Annotated in this window: 20 protein-coding genes and 1 pseudogene; 8 read left to right on the top strand and 13 right to left on the bottom strand. The window is 35.9% G+C overall.

The features are described 5' to 3' along the window. From K3248_RS08220 to K3248_RS08160, 13 genes and pseudogenes are all read right to left on the bottom strand, one after another. A pseudogene (locus K3248_RS08220) lies at positions 1-275 on the bottom strand (PBSX family phage terminase large subunit); the annotation flags it as partial. Next, positions 256-588, bottom strand: a complete 333-nt coding sequence (locus K3248_RS08215) for a hypothetical protein (protein ID WP_220716903.1) — start codon at positions 586-588, stop codon at positions 256-258. The gene K3248_RS08215 and the pseudogene K3248_RS08220, both read right to left, overlap by 20 nt. 714 nt (positions 589-1,302) lie before the next feature. Further along, the gene (locus K3248_RS08210) at positions 1,303-1,833 is read right to left on the bottom strand and encodes a hypothetical protein (RefSeq protein WP_220717855.1); all 531 of its coding nucleotides are present in this window, start codon (positions 1,831-1,833) and stop codon (positions 1,303-1,305) included. Positions 1,834-1,846: 13 nt separating this feature from the next. Next, a complete protein-coding gene (gene ssb, locus K3248_RS08205; protein WP_220716900.1) occupies positions 1,847-2,284 on the bottom strand; it encodes a single-stranded DNA-binding protein in 438 nt (145 codons plus the stop codon). Positions 2,285-3,092: 808 nt separating this feature from the next. Then, positions 3,093-3,758, bottom strand: a complete 666-nt coding sequence (locus K3248_RS08200; protein WP_220716977.1) for a hypothetical protein — start codon at positions 3,756-3,758, stop codon at positions 3,093-3,095. Positions 3,759-3,841: 83 nt separating this feature from the next. Then, complete coding sequence (locus K3248_RS08195) at positions 3,842-4,552, bottom strand: bactofilin family protein (protein WP_246588257.1); 711 nt, start codon at positions 4,550-4,552, stop codon at positions 3,842-3,844. 287 nt (positions 4,553-4,839) lie between these two features. Then, positions 4,840-5,301, bottom strand: coding sequence for a hypothetical protein (locus K3248_RS08190; RefSeq protein ID WP_220716896.1), 462 nt, complete (start codon positions 5,299-5,301; stop codon positions 4,840-4,842). 186 nt (positions 5,302-5,487) lie between these two features. Continuing rightward, positions 5,488-5,982, bottom strand: a complete 495-nt coding sequence (locus K3248_RS08185) for a hypothetical protein (protein WP_220716895.1) — start codon at positions 5,980-5,982, stop codon at positions 5,488-5,490. Beyond that, the gene (locus K3248_RS08180; RefSeq protein ID WP_220717708.1) at positions 5,924-6,985 is read right to left on the bottom strand and encodes a DUF1376 domain-containing protein; all 1,062 of its coding nucleotides are present in this window, start codon (positions 6,983-6,985) and stop codon (positions 5,924-5,926) included. Before K3248_RS08180 ends, K3248_RS08185 begins: the two co-directional genes overlap by 59 nt. Continuing rightward, positions 6,975-7,340: a DUF1376 domain-containing protein gene (locus K3248_RS08175; RefSeq protein WP_220717707.1), complete on the bottom strand. Its 366-nt coding sequence runs from the start codon at positions 7,338-7,340 to the stop codon at positions 6,975-6,977. Before K3248_RS08175 ends, K3248_RS08180 begins: the two co-directional genes overlap by 11 nt. After that, positions 7,322-7,807, bottom strand: a complete 486-nt coding sequence (locus K3248_RS08170) for a crossover junction endodeoxyribonuclease RuvC (protein ID WP_220717144.1) — start codon at positions 7,805-7,807, stop codon at positions 7,322-7,324. The genes K3248_RS08175 and K3248_RS08170 overlap by 19 nt, the downstream gene beginning before the upstream one ends. 20 nt (positions 7,808-7,827) lie before the next feature. Next, positions 7,828-8,148, bottom strand: a complete 321-nt coding sequence (locus tag K3248_RS08165; protein ID WP_220717854.1) for a dATP/dGTP diphosphohydrolase domain-containing protein — start codon at positions 8,146-8,148, stop codon at positions 7,828-7,830. A 10-nt stretch (positions 8,149-8,158) separates the two neighbouring features. Then, entirely contained in the window at positions 8,159-8,443 is a 285-nt protein-coding gene (locus K3248_RS08160) for a hypothetical protein (RefSeq protein WP_220717853.1), read from the bottom strand. Between the two features lie 112 nt (positions 8,444-8,555). Here K3248_RS08160 and K3248_RS08155 point away from each other — a divergent pair, with 112 nt between their 5' ends. From K3248_RS08155 to K3248_RS08120, 8 genes are all read left to right on the top strand, one after another. Continuing rightward, a complete protein-coding gene (locus K3248_RS08155) occupies positions 8,556-8,885 on the top strand; it encodes a helix-turn-helix domain-containing protein (RefSeq protein WP_220717852.1) in 330 nt (109 codons plus the stop codon). 266 nt (positions 8,886-9,151) lie between these two features. Further along, positions 9,152-9,562, top strand: coding sequence for a hypothetical protein (locus K3248_RS08150; RefSeq protein ID WP_220716965.1), 411 nt, complete (start codon positions 9,152-9,154; stop codon positions 9,560-9,562). A 43-nt stretch (positions 9,563-9,605) separates the two neighbouring features. Next, positions 9,606-9,971, top strand: a complete 366-nt coding sequence (locus K3248_RS08145) for an antA/AntB antirepressor family protein (RefSeq protein WP_220717383.1) — start codon at positions 9,606-9,608, stop codon at positions 9,969-9,971. Positions 9,972-10,089: 118 nt separating this feature from the next. Continuing rightward, positions 10,090-10,911: a phage recombination protein Bet gene (gene bet, locus K3248_RS08140; protein WP_220716888.1), complete on the top strand. Its 822-nt coding sequence runs from the start codon at positions 10,090-10,092 to the stop codon at positions 10,909-10,911. A gap of 1 nt (position 10,912) precedes the next feature. Then, positions 10,913-11,536, top strand: a complete 624-nt coding sequence (locus K3248_RS08135; RefSeq protein WP_220717142.1) for a lambda exonuclease family protein — start codon at positions 10,913-10,915, stop codon at positions 11,534-11,536. Between the two features lie 124 nt (positions 11,537-11,660). Beyond that, positions 11,661-11,873 carry a hypothetical protein gene (locus tag K3248_RS08130; RefSeq protein WP_220717384.1) on the top strand — a complete coding sequence of 71 codons (213 nt, stop codon included), beginning with the start codon at positions 11,661-11,663 and terminating at the stop codon, positions 11,871-11,873. Positions 11,874-11,882: 9 nt separating this feature from the next. After that, positions 11,883-12,920: a tyrosine-type recombinase/integrase gene (locus tag K3248_RS08125; protein WP_220717851.1), complete on the top strand. Its 1,038-nt coding sequence runs from the start codon at positions 11,883-11,885 to the stop codon at positions 12,918-12,920. A gap of 1,538 nt (positions 12,921-14,458) precedes the next feature. Then, positions 14,459-15,865: an amino acid permease gene (locus K3248_RS08120; RefSeq protein WP_220717850.1), complete on the top strand. Its 1,407-nt coding sequence runs from the start codon at positions 14,459-14,461 to the stop codon at positions 15,863-15,865. Positions 15,866-16,076 lie beyond the last annotated feature (211 nt).

The following is a 16,076-nucleotide window of genomic DNA, read 5'->3' as shown; positions in this document are numbered from 1 at the left end:
CCAACCCTGTAATAATCCTTTAAAAAGTCATGGGCTTCAATAGCACGCTTAATCTCTTCCAAGGAACTTTCCGCAAGAGAATTTTGAAACTGACGTGCACAAAGAATGGTCCCCGATATCCCTCCTATACCAAATTGATACCCCTTTAACGCTGCCATCAAAGCAAAAGATCTTGTCTTTCCAGACCCGCGTCCACCCCAAGCCGCTCTGACCAAAGCATCCCCTGCAAAAAGAGAAATAAGCTTTGGAACAATCTTAATCTGTCTTGTCGTCATTTAATAAAGGAGCTATTTCTACACGCCCTATGATCTTCACGGCTCCCCCATTCTCTCCTGTCACTTGCAAGGGCAAAATCTTCCCAAGCAGTGCTAAATAAGCCGCGGGGCAATCCATTGCCTGCTTTTCTAAATAAGACACCAAACCCTCATTGCCTATTCTATTACCAGCATTTTCTGCTGCCTTCAGTACTGCTTCTTTAAGAACACGCGTGATTTTATTAGGGACACCTTTTACACGCCCTATGCCTGCTCTTGGTGGAATACGTTTTTTTATGGGCTGTAAAACCTGCTCTGTGTTTTCGGATGTCATAAATTCCTCCCTCCAGATAATAAAAAACCCCGCATTTGCGGGGATTTTGCACTGTACATCACCCTCATTTAGATACAATACACCTAAGTACAGCAATGTCATTAAATACAATTCGTTACAACTTGTCAACACAAAAATAACACATATTGATAACTTTAAAGGGAATCTGTTACAAGAAGTATGGAAATTTACAAGAAAAAGAAAAAATGACGATTATGAAAACATTAAAAATAGTAATGCTAATATTGATAATAGGAACTTTTTTTGGCCATTTTGCATATTTTTTTAAAGCTAGTGACAATAAGAAACAACGAATACCCTATGTTTAAACGCTTTATTTTACCAGGTATAATAATTATAGGAATGTTAGTTACTAGTTTTTATATCTTTAATAACCAAAATATTAGCCCATGTGATAAACTAGTAAATAAATTAGGAAATATTTATAGAAACGTATTTCAAAAGACTGATATCCCTATATATAAGGAATCAAAAAGCGGAAAATGTTATCGTCTCCGTAATGTTGATGAAAAAATAAGCGATTTTGATAAAAATATAACATATTGGTTTATAATAGGATTTATGATAGTCGCTATAATGTCTCTTCCCATTAACATACTCTGGCGATTTAGACTAAAGATTCCTGCATGCTTATTCGCAATAATGACGGCATTATTTGTTTTCTCAATACCCTATATATTGGGTTGGTAGTACCTACTTTTGTAAAAAATACTTATGAAGCGCATTAAGAGCAACCTTTAGTGAACTTACAAGATGCGGTAATTCTTGATCCTCTATAACGAGGTACTGTATAGAGGCATAGAGGTTGTACTGTCTATAGAGACATTGTGCTTCTTTTATTGCCTCTTGTGTGTTTAAAAACTTCTCTGTCGCAAATTTTACCCATTTATCTCTTGCTGTATCATCAGCAGATGATGGCATTTCATCATAAATCGCGTTTGGTAATCCCTTTGCACATAGATAGTCATTTCGTATCTGTAAATATTTTTGAGCAGCATCATATTGCTCTTGAGTAAGCACGCCTTGCAAACAAAGCCGCCCTATGTAAGTACTTGCAAGTGGATTTTTCGCATCTTGTAAGCTTAAACCGAAGCGCTTTGCACGCATTTCTATAGCTAATTTATCAACAGCTTCACGAGGTGTTTTTGACCGTGATAGACGACCATTGGCTTCTCTTATATGCCCTGTGATTTTAGGGCGTCCCCTCTTTTTAGTTTTTTTCACTTATACCCTCTGTTTAAAAAGAAACGCCATCATTTGCTACTGTAGGCATATCAAGAGGTCTGTAAATGCTTCTCTCATAAGAAGAGGACTGCTCTTGATTATCATCATTTTTGCTATCTAAGAGCTTTAAATCCCCTTTGTATTTTGGTAAAATAACCTCTGTTATATAACGATCAACACCGTTTTTATCTTGCCATTTACGGGTTTGCAATTGCCCCTCTAGATACACTTTAGAGCCTTTGTGAAAATACTGAAGCGCTATTTTTACCAATTGTGAATTAAAAATAACAATGGAATGCCATTCTATTTTGTCTATTTTCTTATTACTTGCCTTATCGGTATAGCTTTCGGTGGTAGCTAAACGAAAACTCACCATTTCGCTACCAGTAGACATTATTTTACTTTCAGGATGAGAGCCAATATAGCCAATTAAAATCACTTTATTAAGCATTCGCTTTAGATCCATTAATAGGAATAACACATAACAATACAAAGAACGTATAACCAGCCATTATTATAACACATTATAGGCTATAGTTACAAACGAAATTATTGTTACAAGCTATTGAATATAAAGAATGAATCCCATTTTTAGTTTGCTTGATTTATTGCTTTTTTATACAAATTATGTATTATAGAGATATTCGTCTCATTAGGATGTCAAAAGGACATCACGCATTACAAAACAGAAGCCGTGTCAAAAGCAATTGATACGGCTTTGTTGCATTTGCATATAATTAAGAAAATCAAGATTTAAGATTATGATGATGTTAGATAAAAAGAAAACCCTTTCACGTAATACATGAGCAAGGGCTTTCCACTTTTTAAATCTGTATGTTGTATAGCAGATTATGAATAAATTGGCAATATTGAATTCACAATGATATCTTAAAACGAAGATTTGTTTTTTACTAAAAGGAAAACACTTAGAATAACGTCGCTATTAAAAGCAAGCATCATTTACTTTAAGAGCAATTTGATAAAAATTGTATTGCGTTTATACATAAAATATGTAATTTAGAACCATATCACTAAAGTGATATCTCCTTTATTGTTAGTTAGTTTTTCATATTTCTCTAGATTCAAAGCCGTATCATTTCATTTTGATACGGTTTTTTCTTAATCATGCTTGCCATTATACACAAAATGTGTAATATAGATTTGATGTTGATTAAATATTGTGTATTGCGTAAAAAGCCGCGTTCATTAAGGACACGGCTTTCTTTTTTCTGTTTAAGACCAGACCCCAAACCCCTTATTTATGCTGTTTTTTCTAAAGTTTCTTCACTAACATCAGTATCTTTATAAACTCTTTTATTGCCTTTAATAACGGCATTCCCAAAAACTTTTACAGAGAAATAAACCTTCACTTTTCCTTGAATGCACGCATTATCATAAATCTCCGCCTCGGGATAAATACAAGCCGACCCCGATATTTTTGCATTCCCATAAATAAAGCCACCAACACAAGCGCTATTCAAAATTTTTGCATTGTCATAAACCTTTGCTTCTGGAGATACCATGGCTTTATTACAAACAATGGCATTCCCATAAATTTCACCACAAATTGCTGCATTATCACATATTTTTGCATTACCGTGAATATAAGCAGTCTTTTCAAGAACCCGCGCCTTATCACTAACTACTGCATTTCCTGCTACCCTTGCTTCCATAAAAACACAAGCGTTATTACGTATTTTTGCATTTTCACTAACAATAGCACCATGTGAAACGGCGGCATTATCGTATATCCAACAATTGCCATCATGAGAGAGATTGCTTTCATTTTCAATAAAACCACCTAAATCACCAGCCTTTACACCATCAAAATCTCTTAATGCTCTAATTCGGTATAAAGTAATCCCTTCAATATCGTAAGTTTCATTAGTAAGTTCATATTTTTTAGATACATTTGTAGTGGTCATAGGTTGCTCCCTAATCTAGTATTCGTTAAATTGTGAATGGAAATCTTTTAAAAAGAGGCGCCCCCGCCGCGCCGTTGCTTTTTTTACGCGGCTTGCTCTGAAAGTTTTTTACGATCAGTAATCACAACATTGTCACTAACATTGTCACAAACGCTAGCATTTCCACAAATTTTTGCATTCCCATGTATCTTTGCAACGCTATAGACAGAAGCATTATCAAATACCTTTGCATTTCCAAAAACCTCTGCACTGCTTTCAATACTCGCATTGCCAAAAACATGCGCATTCCCATAAACCTTGCCATTTACCTCTGCTTTACCATAAACTTTAGCATTATCAAAAATACGAGTGGTGTAATTCGTTTGTACATCACCAAAAACCTCGGCATTCCCATAAACACAACCGTCTATCCAAGCCTTGTCATGTATTTTTGCATTATCGTAAACACGAGCGTCACCATAAATCCACGCATCACCAGCGATTTGCGCATTCCCATAAACACGAGCCCGCTGACAGACACGAGCATTATCTCTAACCCAGCAGTCACCATCATGTGAAAGATGTTCGCTGCTTTCTATAAAACCACCTAAGTCGCCTGCTTTAACATCTGCAAAGTCTCTAATAGCTCTAATGCGTCTTAATGTGTGAATACCTGCAACAATCGTCTCGCCCGTAAATTCATATTTTTTTGGAACGCCTTGCTTTTTAGGAGGAACGGGGCCAGTATCAGTTGCTCCCATGTTATCTGCAATAGCTTTAATAAGAGCGTGACGAAAACCATTCATATATGTCATGATATTTATCCTAGTTATTTAGAGTTTTTAATTGACAGCCCACAAGGGCGCCGGGTGCTAAAAACACGGTAACTAGTCCGTTGCTTATACTTTTCCCTCGCGAAGGGTCTTGTATAGTATAAACACACCCGACATAAATCATTATACGCCTTAACAAGCACAAAAGACAGCCAGTATTTTAAGAAATGGGAGAAACCTTATCGTGGTTTATCCGCTAGTTATCTCGTGGTTTTTAAACACTTGACGCCTTTCTAAACGAACCTGCCTTTAATGTCAATACGTATTTTTTATTTTTTGCATTTTTTCCTGTTTTGATATTTACCCAGTTGAATATCAAGTGCTTTTTCTAACTCGCGATCTATATCATCATCATAAGCTTGTGAATAACTCTTCTCCCCTTCATTGCTAATCTCACAAATCAAACGGTCTTTCATTGTGCGTTTTTTGATTTTCTTATTAACCTCATTAATCAGCGCTTCACAACTCAATACGCTTCTTGGCAAATCACCACCGTATATCCACGCTTTCACTTGCGCCTTGCTACTGTAATCTACAGTTTCAGGCATCTCATGATATTGGCCACCTTCAAATTCTTCGTATTCTCTCATTCCATCATCATATTCGTAAAGATTGTAAAAATATTCTGCTACTCCTAACCCCCACGGGGCATGCCCTCTTATCGTTGCAACAAACTTTTTTTGCATGGGCGGTTTATGATTTGTTAAGAATAAATGTTTAAAAAAACCCATATCTTTTAATTCCAGTTTGTATTTTGTCGCTATAGTCTATTTACCTTAAATTTAACTGTACAAAGCGTTTTGTAGTTTTTACGTATCATTATCAAAAAATTAAATAATCGCTTTGTACGGTGCCTTTTTATCGATTTAAACGTATATCCATACAAATAGCCTCTCTACTTTTCAACATTTTGCTAGCTAATCAATGGTTTTTATTATGCCTCCTATCCCACTTAAAACCTGTTCAAAATTGTGCTTTTGAATAATGCTAAGCGCTTTTGAAGCATCGCTTGCTTCTTGTGCTTTCAATGCCTTTTCACGGCTATTCAAAACAGCTTTGCGTACAATATTGGCTTTTCTCAAAAGGTTATCTTCCAAATCACGACATAACCTCACAAGTTCACGCGTGCTCGGAAAAAACGTATCCGATAAACCGTCTATCTCATCACATAAAATCCGTTTAACTGCTGTCATTAGTGACCATGCTGAAACTTTTTCTAAAGCCATTCCATAGGTTAATGCCATTCCCTCATGATCAGATTGTTGCGATATTTTTAAACCACATGACAGCATGCGAATAGCTTTGCCTATATCCTCTTTGCTTGCTTTCACTGCGAATAGCTCCTGCAACTGATCAGCAGCCTCTAAAGCAATCGCTTCCTGCTGTTTTGTTAATTGGCTGCCATCCTTCAAAACCAATGGGAACTCCTGTGGTGGTATCATCGCGTGAATGTGCTTCAAAGTATCCTCGATTTCCGATATCAAGCAGGCTGTCTGCGATACGTTCCCCAATGCTTTTTTGCTTTTGAGTGTAATTTCCATAATTTTTACCTTGTTGATTGATTTCGTATTTTTTTGAATTTCTTACCCAGTTACGCCATGTCGCTTGCCAATCGGTTTTGGCTGCATTAGCACCCGCTTTTGAACGCCAGTAATCTCGAAATTTTGCAATTTCGACTTTCACACGCTCTGGAGGCAACCCTTCCGAAAGGGCAAAATCGTAATCCGGTTCGAAATCAGCAGGCAAGCGACAACCTCTATCGGTTTTAACCCGCTTGGCTTTTTTCAAAACGTTTTCTTGCTCGTGAATGGGAGGTTGGTTTTCTGATGATGTTGCGATTTGTTCTGATTGAACATCATCACCCTCGATTGGCTCTTCAACCAAATCGGTTGTTTCTAAATTTTCAGAATCGATTTCTTTTTTTGATAAAACGATAGTTTTATTTTTTTTATTATATATGTTAATGTTATTGTTATTGTTAATGGCATCATTAAGCATTGCTTGTTCAATGCTATTAGCATTGTTGCTAGCATCCTTAGCATTTTTGACATCATTATCACTTTTATCTTTATCCCATCTAGCTTTTGCTGCCTTTTGTGCTCTTTCTGAAAACTTATTTAAATTTTCATTCGAATTATTGAGTTCCTCTTCAACTTTTAAACTCCACAAACGACCATCTTTTAAACGTATGATCTTCTCATCACGTAATAAAATGTCTAATGTCTTTTTTAGAATCCTCTCTGAACAACCTGCCCATCTTGCTAATTTGGGAGCATCTTCAATAATAGGACGGCGCTCTTCATACATATATAAGACAAGAGTCATATAAAGACCCTTTTCCACTATGCTCATGCCACTAACATCTACAATCCATTGTGAAGAAAAAAGCCTCGTCCATGGCAACTTAGTTGACATGCATTGCCTCCTCTCTTTTCCTACTCCATCTTATATTCGCTGCTTTTGAAGCTCTTTCTGAAAATTTACTGAGGCTATAATCAAAAGCTAATGACTTATGCCATAGGTTCCCATTCTCTAAACGCGTGATGTAACCAATGCTTATTAAAGTCTCTAAGGCCTTTTGAAACGTTCTTAAGGAACACCCACACCAGCTTGATAAATAAGATGCATTATTGATAAGAGGCGCTTTCTTATCATTCATAAGCAACACAACGGTTGTATAAACTGCCTTCTCTGTTGCTTTTAAACCCATAAGCTCTTTTAAAAACTGATCTGAATTAAACTTTACACACTCTACTTTTTTACTGGGCATCGCTCTAAGATCTCCCTCTCTTTAATTAAATGTAAAATTGCTAAAGCATCCGCTTCATTATCATCACAAGGCGCATGCCCTTTTACACGCATTGCCTTAATCATCTCTTCTTTCGACGCATTCCCCTTGCCTGTCGTCGCTTTCTTAATTGTACAAACTGGAATGCCCTCATACGGTATCTGATGATGTTCACACCATGCCGTTAAGGTTGCTAATAAACCACCATAAACATGCGCCGCATCAGTTCCAACATGACGCCTTACCTCTTCAAAATACACCGCATCAATGCTCCCTGCTGTCTGCTTGATTTCTGTAAGCCATCTCTTAAAGCGTAAATAACGCATCCCACCGCCTTCAAATCGGCGTGATCTAAAATTAATGCTACCACTAAGGATACTCCCATCAGCACCACTTATCGCCCAGCCGGTCTTCGTTCCTAGATCAAAGCAAAGAATTGTATGAAGCATCCCAATCATCAGCCTTTACTTCACTTCATTCTGAGAGGACGGTCATCACAACCAATCTCTTTTGCCTCACATTCCATTAAAAACAGAATGCAACAAGCCGCATGTGCCAAGTGTGATAAACCACTCTCGCTATCCTTACCCTCCCCTCCAAACCATGCTAATAAATGACGCAACGCTGCACCGTGAAACCGGCTCCAATCCATACCATTACGCCAATTGTGTGCTCCGTATTTTTTGGCCCCAAATTCTAAAACACTACCAATTTCTATAAGAGCTAAAGGCGGTATAAGATCTAAACGAGGCTTCCCATCATCATTCTTATGCGCTTCATTTACAGCCATCATCATCTCCTCAAGGCCGTAAAATGTCACACGAGCTATGAACGTGTGAGTTCTTTACAAATCGTGATATCGAAGAGCTTTCTTGCTCTTGCATTAATGACTGCAAGCGCTCTGGGTAAAAAAAATCATCAGGACGTAAATCTATTCCGTGATCACGTGCGTAATTTAATATTCTTTGCTGGTGCTTTGCTGGTATAAAGTTACGCCACCTACAAACAGATGATACGTCTCTTTGCACTATATTTGCTACCGTTTTAAGACCACCTAAATATTTTATGATTAATCTCGAAGGCATATGTAATCTCCATAACAACGCAATAAATAATTGCGTTTTATGCATAAGTCAACACAATTATGCTTTTTTAGCAATTTTGCATAAAAGTATATTTTAAAGGATTAATATAATTATGAAACAAGATATTCAGTCCCAACTTAAGTTATGGATTAAAGAGCGACTTAAAGAGCGAGGACATGGTGCACAAACATTATTAGCTTCACATTTAGAGATACACCCGTCAGCAGTGAATCGCATGCTTAATACTTATCAAAATGGGAAAACTCGCGATATAACTATAGATGAGTTAGTTAAAATTTCTGAATTTTTTAACGAGCCTCCACCTAGTTTTTATAAAGAAGTAGATGTGGATTTCATGAAAGTATGCGCTTCTCTCGACCCCGCTGATAAAGAAGCTGTACTTGATTTTCTTGAATTACTAAAAAAATTAAAAACAAAATAGGTAATAATCGATTGTTCTTTTTCATTAAATAATGAAAAAACGGCCTCTATTTTTTTATCTATATGGCTCATAGTGTCTCCTAATTTGTGGATAGTGCATAAATAAATTAAGTTTTTTAAGAAAAATTTTTGCGCTTTATGCAAAAATTAAATTGACCTGTGCATAAAATACAATTATAAAACCACCATACCCCAAAAAAAAAAACCTATGTCAAGGTATTTTTTTCAAAATGTATTTAAATGTTTTGATAATAAACGGAGGTCATTGTGGACAAACCAATCTTTATAAATTCTGATGAGATTCTTTTAGTCATGTGCGAAAATGAAGCACAAAATCTGGCGAAATCAGGACCTTTCTACGAAGAAAAAGACATTATCGACTTTATTGATGAAGCCGATAATGCCATCAAAATCATGCGCATCGAACCAATAAATAACAGATGTGAAGATATCTCTGAAGATCTTGCTGAGTTCTACATTAAAGAACGTGAAGAACAATGTTTTAACGACATTATACCTCATGACTTTGTAAAACATAGTTCTGCATATAGTTTTTTTTTAGATGAGATCAGACAGCAAGAATATGACGACAAAAGATACGGTACTTATGAACAGCAAAACCGTTTAACCTTTTGGGACGTTCTTCCAAACTACCCAAACTATACATGGCGTTTTTAAAAGCGCCCCTTTTTCCCATCAGTTAAGTAATGAGAGCAAATCTATGACGAAGCATAATGATAATGAAGAGAATGAACAGTATTTAATATCAAAGGATGAAGTAAAAGACAGAACCGGTTACGTCCAAATGGTCAATGCCCATGCATTGCATGAACACTTACAATTGCAACAAGATTTTGACACTTGGTTTAATAATCATGTTGAAAAACTGGGGCTGAAAGAGGGCATGCATTTTGTCTTCACAAAACAAGAAGGCAAGAGAAGCAAGATTTGTTCAAAATCTGAAATAGACCCAAATGCTACAAATAGCCATCACTTCAAAATTTACGCTGCAAAAGACATTCTCGAAGCAGAACCCCATCGAAACCAAGTCGTTATCTTAAAACAAATATTGAGCCCTTATTGGTAATTAACGAAGAGATCATTCTCAAGGAGTGATCCTCTCGCCATTACAAATAATACTATTGACGGAAAAATCACTCAAACAGTGAATGCTCGTTATTTGCGTGCATTAAAAGGAAATACAGATGACAAATTCCCCCTTAACAACCATGGCAAGTAAATATGGGTTTTCTCATGAACAATTTCGAAAAACAATCATTAAAACATGTATCAATTATAACTTCTCTGATGAAGAATTCGCTGCTTTTATTTCGGTAGCCAATACCTATGGTCTTAACCCTTTAACCAAAGAGATCTATGCTCTTCCTAAAAGAGGCGGCGGCATTATTCCTGTCGTCTCAATCGACGGATGGATTAAGATTATTAAGTCTAATCCTCAATTTGATGGGATGACCTTTCAAGATCAACTTGATAAAGAGGGCAATATCATTGCTATCAAATGCGCTATTCGTCTTAAAAATATTAAAGACCCTATCGAAGTTACTGAATATTTAGCTGAATGCAAACAAAAAACTGATACTTGGCAAAAATACCCAGCACGCATGTTGCGTCATAAAGCAACCATACAATGTGCGCGCTATGCTTTTGGTTTTTCAGGTATTTATGAAGAAGATGAAGCCGCGCGCATCAATGAAGTAAACCAAAATATACAAGATAAAATGGTCTCTTATGAAACGCTTATGCAAATCAAACAATTAATGGACAGCACGCAAACAGAAGAAAACAAAATTCTCACTTATGCAAAAGCCAACACGCTTGCCGATATATCAGATGGACAAGCGCAAACCATTTTGCACCTTTTGAAAGAGAAACAACAAAAGCAAAGGATTGAAGCACAACACTCTTTACCAACAAAAGAGCAAATAGAGATGCCTGTACAAGAGGCAGAATATATTCATATCCAAGATATCGAATATGAACAAACGCAACAACAAACGGCGGTGTGAGATGGAACAAAGAACGGCAGAATGGTTTCAAGCAAGATTAGGAAAAGTCACCGCTTCTAATATTTACAACATACTGAGTAAAACAGCAAAGGGAACGCCTACAAGCAAATATGAAGACTACAAAATCAAGCTTATAACAGAACGTTTAACGGGAGAAATAAGCCCCCATTATGAAAATGAAGATATGAGATGGGGCATTGAACATGAAGAAAATGCCTTGCATGAATATAGCCTTATCCATGATGCGAATGTTACAAAATGCGGCTTTATTCAACATCCTACAATAGAAATGGCGGGGGCAAGTCCTGATGGGCTCGTTGATGAGCACGGGTTAATTGAAATCAAATGTCCTAGATCAACGACCCATATGCGCTTCTTTATAAATGATGAGATCAAACCTGAATATCATGCACAAATGCAATTTCAAATGGCATGTACTGGACGCAAATGGTGTGATTTCATCAGCTATGATCCGCGCTTTACGGGACAATCATCTCATTTACGCATGAAAATCAAACGTATCCACCGTGATGAAAAACATATTGAACAAATTAATCAGGCTGTAGAAGCCTTTTTAAAAGAAATAGAACAAGAGATCAAAAAGATTTCAACAAAAGCGGCTTAACCTTATGGGGGTGCTGCTGTCCACACATGCCTCCTAGCACCCCCACCCTTTCCCTATAACAACTTGCAAAAAAATGCGTGATTCACGACACGGGTGAATTGCACTTCAAATGAGGAGAACAGATATGGCGCATCGCCTAGCTACCATAACCCAACCAGCCATTGCACGGGCTTTAAGAGAAGCTAAAAAACAGGGATGTGAACTCATAGAAATCAAACCTACGGGGGAACTGCTTATCTATCTCAAATCCGATATCCCATTACCAAACGCAACCAATCATCCTGATAAATTATGGAATTTATCGCCTGATGATTATAACTTTGATATTAAACTATAGATTATATCTATGCCTAAACCACGCCCTCCTCATCTTGTCAAAGAAATCACACGCCATGGTAAAATTATATGGTATGTCCGTATAGGTCATGGAAAACGCATTCGAATACGTGGAACCTATGGAACACAAGAGTTTGTTGATAACTACAAAAGCGCACTTTCCGAATTACAAGGACTAATACTTCCTAAACCTAAAGTTGGGAAACTTGTTGAAGGCTCCTTTGCATGGCTCCTTAAACAGTACTTCAACAGCTCTAATTGGTATAACCTTGCCAAAGCTACCAAAAAACAAAATGAACTCATTCTTATGAAGGTATGCGATTCCGTAGGCAACATTCCATACAAAGCAATTGAAAAAAAACATATCATAGCCGGTGTTGAACGGCGTAAAGAAACACCAGCAATGGCTAGAAATTTTCTGAAAGCACTAAATGGACTTTTTAAATGGGCTATTGAACAAGGGCTATTAGAAAATAATCCTACTGTAGGAGTCAAAAGACCCGCACTTAAAAACAAAGGTGGCTTTCCTGTTTGGACAGAAGAAGATGTTGAAAAATATTACCAACGCTGGTCACATGGTACCCATGAACGTGTTTGGATTGATGTTCTTCTTTACACGGGATTGCGTCGTGGTGATGTGGTTCGTATTGGCTGGAAAGATGTCAAGGATAATATCATTCATCTCAAAACAGAGAAAAGTAAATTCCAAACAGATGTCTTTCTTCCTATTTTACCAGAGCTAGCAGAAACTCTTAAAATTGGTCCTATTGGAGAAGAAACATTCATCTGTAGTAAAGCGAACCAAAAGTTTGTCAAAGAAAGCTTTGGTAATGCATTTAGAGACGCTTGTAATGCGGCTGGAATTAAAAAATCAGCCCATGGTTTGAGAAAATTAGCAGCTACACGCGCCGCTAATTCCGGTGCAACCGTCTCACAATTGAAAGCAATTTTTGGCTGGACAGAAGATCAAATGGCGTCTCTTTACACAAAGAGTGCAGACCGTAAAAGATTAGCCTTAGAAGCAATCAAAAAGCTCCAAAAAAGTTAGGGATAGAGCCCAAAAAACGTAATAAAATCAGGATTCACAAATTCCCTTATATTTAACATAACTTTTTGATTTTATTTACTTTCTCTTTGCCCTCATCACCCACCATCTAATGTTATGTGTAAATTAAATTACTCAATTCTCATATTTTTTTAAGATATTATAGTTTACCAGCAAGTTTTGTATATTTTGACACTGGATTTTGTAGCAATTTATTTTTTTCAAAAGATTCTAAAAGGATCTTCAAAGCTAATTTTCTGAGCTTGCATAGACTTTCCAAAACCCTTAAAGACTTTTCAAAGCCCCCCCTTTTTGCTACAAAATTTCAATTTTCGCTATTTTTATACTTTTTTGCAATTTTAGGTGTCAAAATTCATTTTAAATGGACACGCCTTTAATGGTAAAAATAGTTATAAAACAATATATTATCACGTATTCCTATCTAATCTCATTGAGTACAAAACCTAGCGTCAAACTACAATAACTCTCAATGAGAGTAAATCATAAGTTTCTCTCAAAGTGTTTTTAGCTGTTTGAGAGAAAAGAGAAGTTTGTTTAACTAACTCTTAAGTGCCGCTTTTAAAAATGTATAAAGATATTATTTAGGACATCGAATAAGACGGAAAAATCAATAACAAATGTCAAGATGGTAAAGGCACACTCCATTACATCAAACATAACGCCATCTTTCCGCTTTAGTAGATCTCAATTACCTTATGAAAAAATTAATATTCTATTTGTGTAAAAGCATGCTTTTTCTTAAGATATATATCTTTAGTATTCTCCCTGCGTGACTTATGTGATCATGGACAGTATTCTAGATATATGCTGTATCTTTATAAGCCTAATTTTTATCCGCTTATTCCATAACCACCTTGAAATTCTTAAAAAACTTTCTTGAGAAAAAATACGACCAACAACGATTACAACAAAAACAGCAGTAATGAGAATGATTATCAGAGTAAAATAACGCTAAATAATAGATGTCTCTGCGTAACAAGAAATGTATCACCACTCTCCCCATGCGAAGACCGTATATTTAATGCGATCTTTTAAAAATTATCATCTTTTTAAAAGATATCCCCAATAAAATTACAGATATAGCCCACAATCGTCTTTCTACAAAAATAAAACATCAATAATACATATTAATATCATAAAATGAACAATATTTTCTTACACCTAAATAATATTTAGTTAATAATACAAAACTTGATTTGAAGCTATTAGTAAGTGACTATATTGCATGATAATTCCATAAAAATTGAATAAATCTTTAGGATACACAACCTAAAAATAATTCTCAAACTATCAAGTTTCTTTTCAATGCTTCCATGATAAACTCTTTACTGAAATTTCTTATCCATTTTTTACAGATAAAATCATATATTTTTGCCAATTTAATATGTTTTTTCTTTGTCTATATAAAGTCATAAAAAATTTCCCCTTTACTCTTTCCTTATATCATGCTTCGATAAGGAGTTATCTTTTTTTAACGTAATTTTTATCTTTAAAATAAACATAAAGGGAACTTCCAAAAAGTGAATTATGAACAAAATTTAGATGAAAACCGTCACAAGAAATTACATCGCGGGCTAGATACACGCCATGTACAACTTATAGCCCTCGGTGGTGCTATTGGAACAGGTCTTTTTATGGGATCAGGAAAAACAATTAGTGTTGCTGGTCCTTCAATTATATTAGTTTATGCTATTACTGGTTTTGCTCTCTACTTTGTAATGCGTGCTATGGGAGAATTACTGCTTTCTAATATGCAATACCGCTCCTTTATTGATTTTGCAGTTGATATACTTGGACCAGGAATTGCTTTTTTTATAGGCTGGAGCTATTGGTTAAGCTGGATTGTAACCGGAGCTGCCGATATTATTGCTATCATCAGTTATATACACTTTTGGTGGCCAACAGTGAATACTTGGACTATTGTTTTTACCTGTATTATTTTCTTTTTAATATTTAATCTTCTAGCTGTAAAATTATTTGGTGAACTTGAATTTTGGTTTGGTCTTATCAAAGTCATAGCGATCATTGCATTAATTCTTGTTGGAGCATATATGATTATTACTGGCTTTACTTCACCAAATGGGACTGTTGCCTCTCTTAGTCATGTTTGGAATGGTGGAAACATCTTTCCGCGAGGAATTGCAGGTTTTTTTGCTGGATTTCAAATTGCTATTTTTGCTTTCGTTGGTATGGAAATTTCTGGAACAACTGCAGCTGAAGTTAAAGAACCCAAAAAAGTTCTACCAAAGGCAATTAATTCAATACCTGTTCGTATCGTACTCTTTTACATTTGCTCTCTTGTTGTGATTATGTCAGTTACACCTTGGGATCAAGTAGTTCCAGATAAAAGTCCTTTTGTGACAATGTTCTGGCTTGCTGGTATTCCAATAGCTGCTGGTTTAATGAATTTTGTTGTCCTCACATCCGCTGCATCCTCCGCAAATAGTGGTATTTTTTCTACAAGCCGTATGATATATGGTCTTGCCTCGAAACGAGGAGCACCTCGCTTATTTGGAAAGCTTTCTAAACACCATGTTCCTGCAAATGCTTTGTTATTTTGTTGCCTATGTATTTTACTAGGATATACAATCGCGTCGCTCTCTCCAACCATGATTGCTGCTTTCACAGTTGTAAGTGGCATTTCAGCGGTTTTATTTCTATTTGTATGGTCAGTAATTTTAGTAAGCTATATTATTTATCGCCGCAAGCGTCCTACGCAACATGCTGAATCAATATACAAAATGCCAGGTGGTACTTTCATGTGTTGGGCTATTTTAGCCTTCTTTGCTTTCATTGTCTATCTACTTACATTAGAAGAAGATACTCTAGCTGCTTTAAAATATACGCTATCGTGGTTTGCTTTTTTAGGAGTTATGTATTTTATTTTTGTTAGACAAACTTCTACCCCTGATACAAATAAAAATTAAAAAACAAACACAAAGAATATTTCAAAAAAGGCAATTTTCATTGCCTTTTTTATTGAAATAAAATAATGCATTTTAGTAAATTGCGCTTTATCATTTTATTATCCCTACGCTATTTGCGCTATTATTTGCTTTTTATTTTCTCGAGGAAAAATTTTTCATAAAATAAAAATGAGAAATTAAATTACATATTAAAGGAATAAGTCTTATAAGG

The sequence above is a fragment of the Bartonella raoultii genome (assembly GCF_019659805.1).
Classification (GTDB): Bacteria; Pseudomonadota; Alphaproteobacteria; order Rhizobiales; family Rhizobiaceae; genus Bartonella; species Bartonella raoultii.
The sequence above is the reverse complement of the archived record's forward strand: the minus strand, read 5'-3'. Positions and strand labels throughout refer to the sequence as shown.

Excerpts from the sequence above, each read along its gene's own strand:
- K3248_RS08215 (WP_220716903.1), bottom strand. The coding sequence starts at position 588 with ATGACATCCGAAAACACAGAGCAGGTTTTACAGCCCATAAAAAAACGT.
- ssb (WP_220716900.1), bottom strand. The coding sequence starts at position 2,284 with ATGCTTAATAAAGTGATTTTAATTGGCTATATTGGCTCTCATCCTGAA.
- K3248_RS08200 (WP_220716977.1), bottom strand. The coding sequence starts at position 3,758 with ATGACCACTACAAATGTATCTAAAAAATATGAACTTACTAATGAAACT.
- K3248_RS08195 (WP_246588257.1), bottom strand. The coding sequence starts at position 4,552 with ATGACATATATGAATGGTTTTCGTCACGCTCTTATTAAAGCTATTGCA.
- K3248_RS08190 (WP_220716896.1), bottom strand. The coding sequence starts at position 5,301 with ATGGGTTTTTTTAAACATTTATTCTTAACAAATCATAAACCGCCCATG.
- K3248_RS08180 (WP_220717708.1), bottom strand. The coding sequence starts at position 6,985 with ATGTCAACTAAGTTGCCATGGACGAGGCTTTTTTCTTCACAATGGATT.
- K3248_RS08175 (WP_220717707.1), bottom strand. The coding sequence starts at position 7,340 with ATGCCCAGTAAAAAAGTAGAGTGTGTAAAGTTTAATTCAGATCAGTTT.
- K3248_RS08170 (WP_220717144.1), bottom strand. The coding sequence starts at position 7,807 with ATGCTTCATACAATTCTTTGCTTTGATCTAGGAACGAAGACCGGCTGG.
- K3248_RS08165 (WP_220717854.1), bottom strand. The coding sequence starts at position 8,148 with ATGGCTGTAAATGAAGCGCATAAGAATGATGATGGGAAGCCTCGTTTA.
- K3248_RS08160 (WP_220717853.1), bottom strand. The coding sequence starts at position 8,443 with ATGCCTTCGAGATTAATCATAAAATATTTAGGTGGTCTTAAAACGGTA.
- K3248_RS08155 (WP_220717852.1), top strand. The coding sequence starts at position 8,556 with ATGAAACAAGATATTCAGTCCCAACTTAAGTTATGGATTAAAGAGCGA.
- K3248_RS08145 (WP_220717383.1), top strand. The coding sequence starts at position 9,606 with ATGACGAAGCATAATGATAATGAAGAGAATGAACAGTATTTAATATCA.
- bet (WP_220716888.1), top strand. The coding sequence starts at position 10,090 with ATGACAAATTCCCCCTTAACAACCATGGCAAGTAAATATGGGTTTTCT.
- K3248_RS08135 (WP_220717142.1), top strand. The coding sequence starts at position 10,913 with ATGGAACAAAGAACGGCAGAATGGTTTCAAGCAAGATTAGGAAAAGTC.
- K3248_RS08130 (WP_220717384.1), top strand. The coding sequence starts at position 11,661 with ATGGCGCATCGCCTAGCTACCATAACCCAACCAGCCATTGCACGGGCT.
- K3248_RS08125 (WP_220717851.1), top strand. The coding sequence starts at position 11,883 with ATGCCTAAACCACGCCCTCCTCATCTTGTCAAAGAAATCACACGCCAT.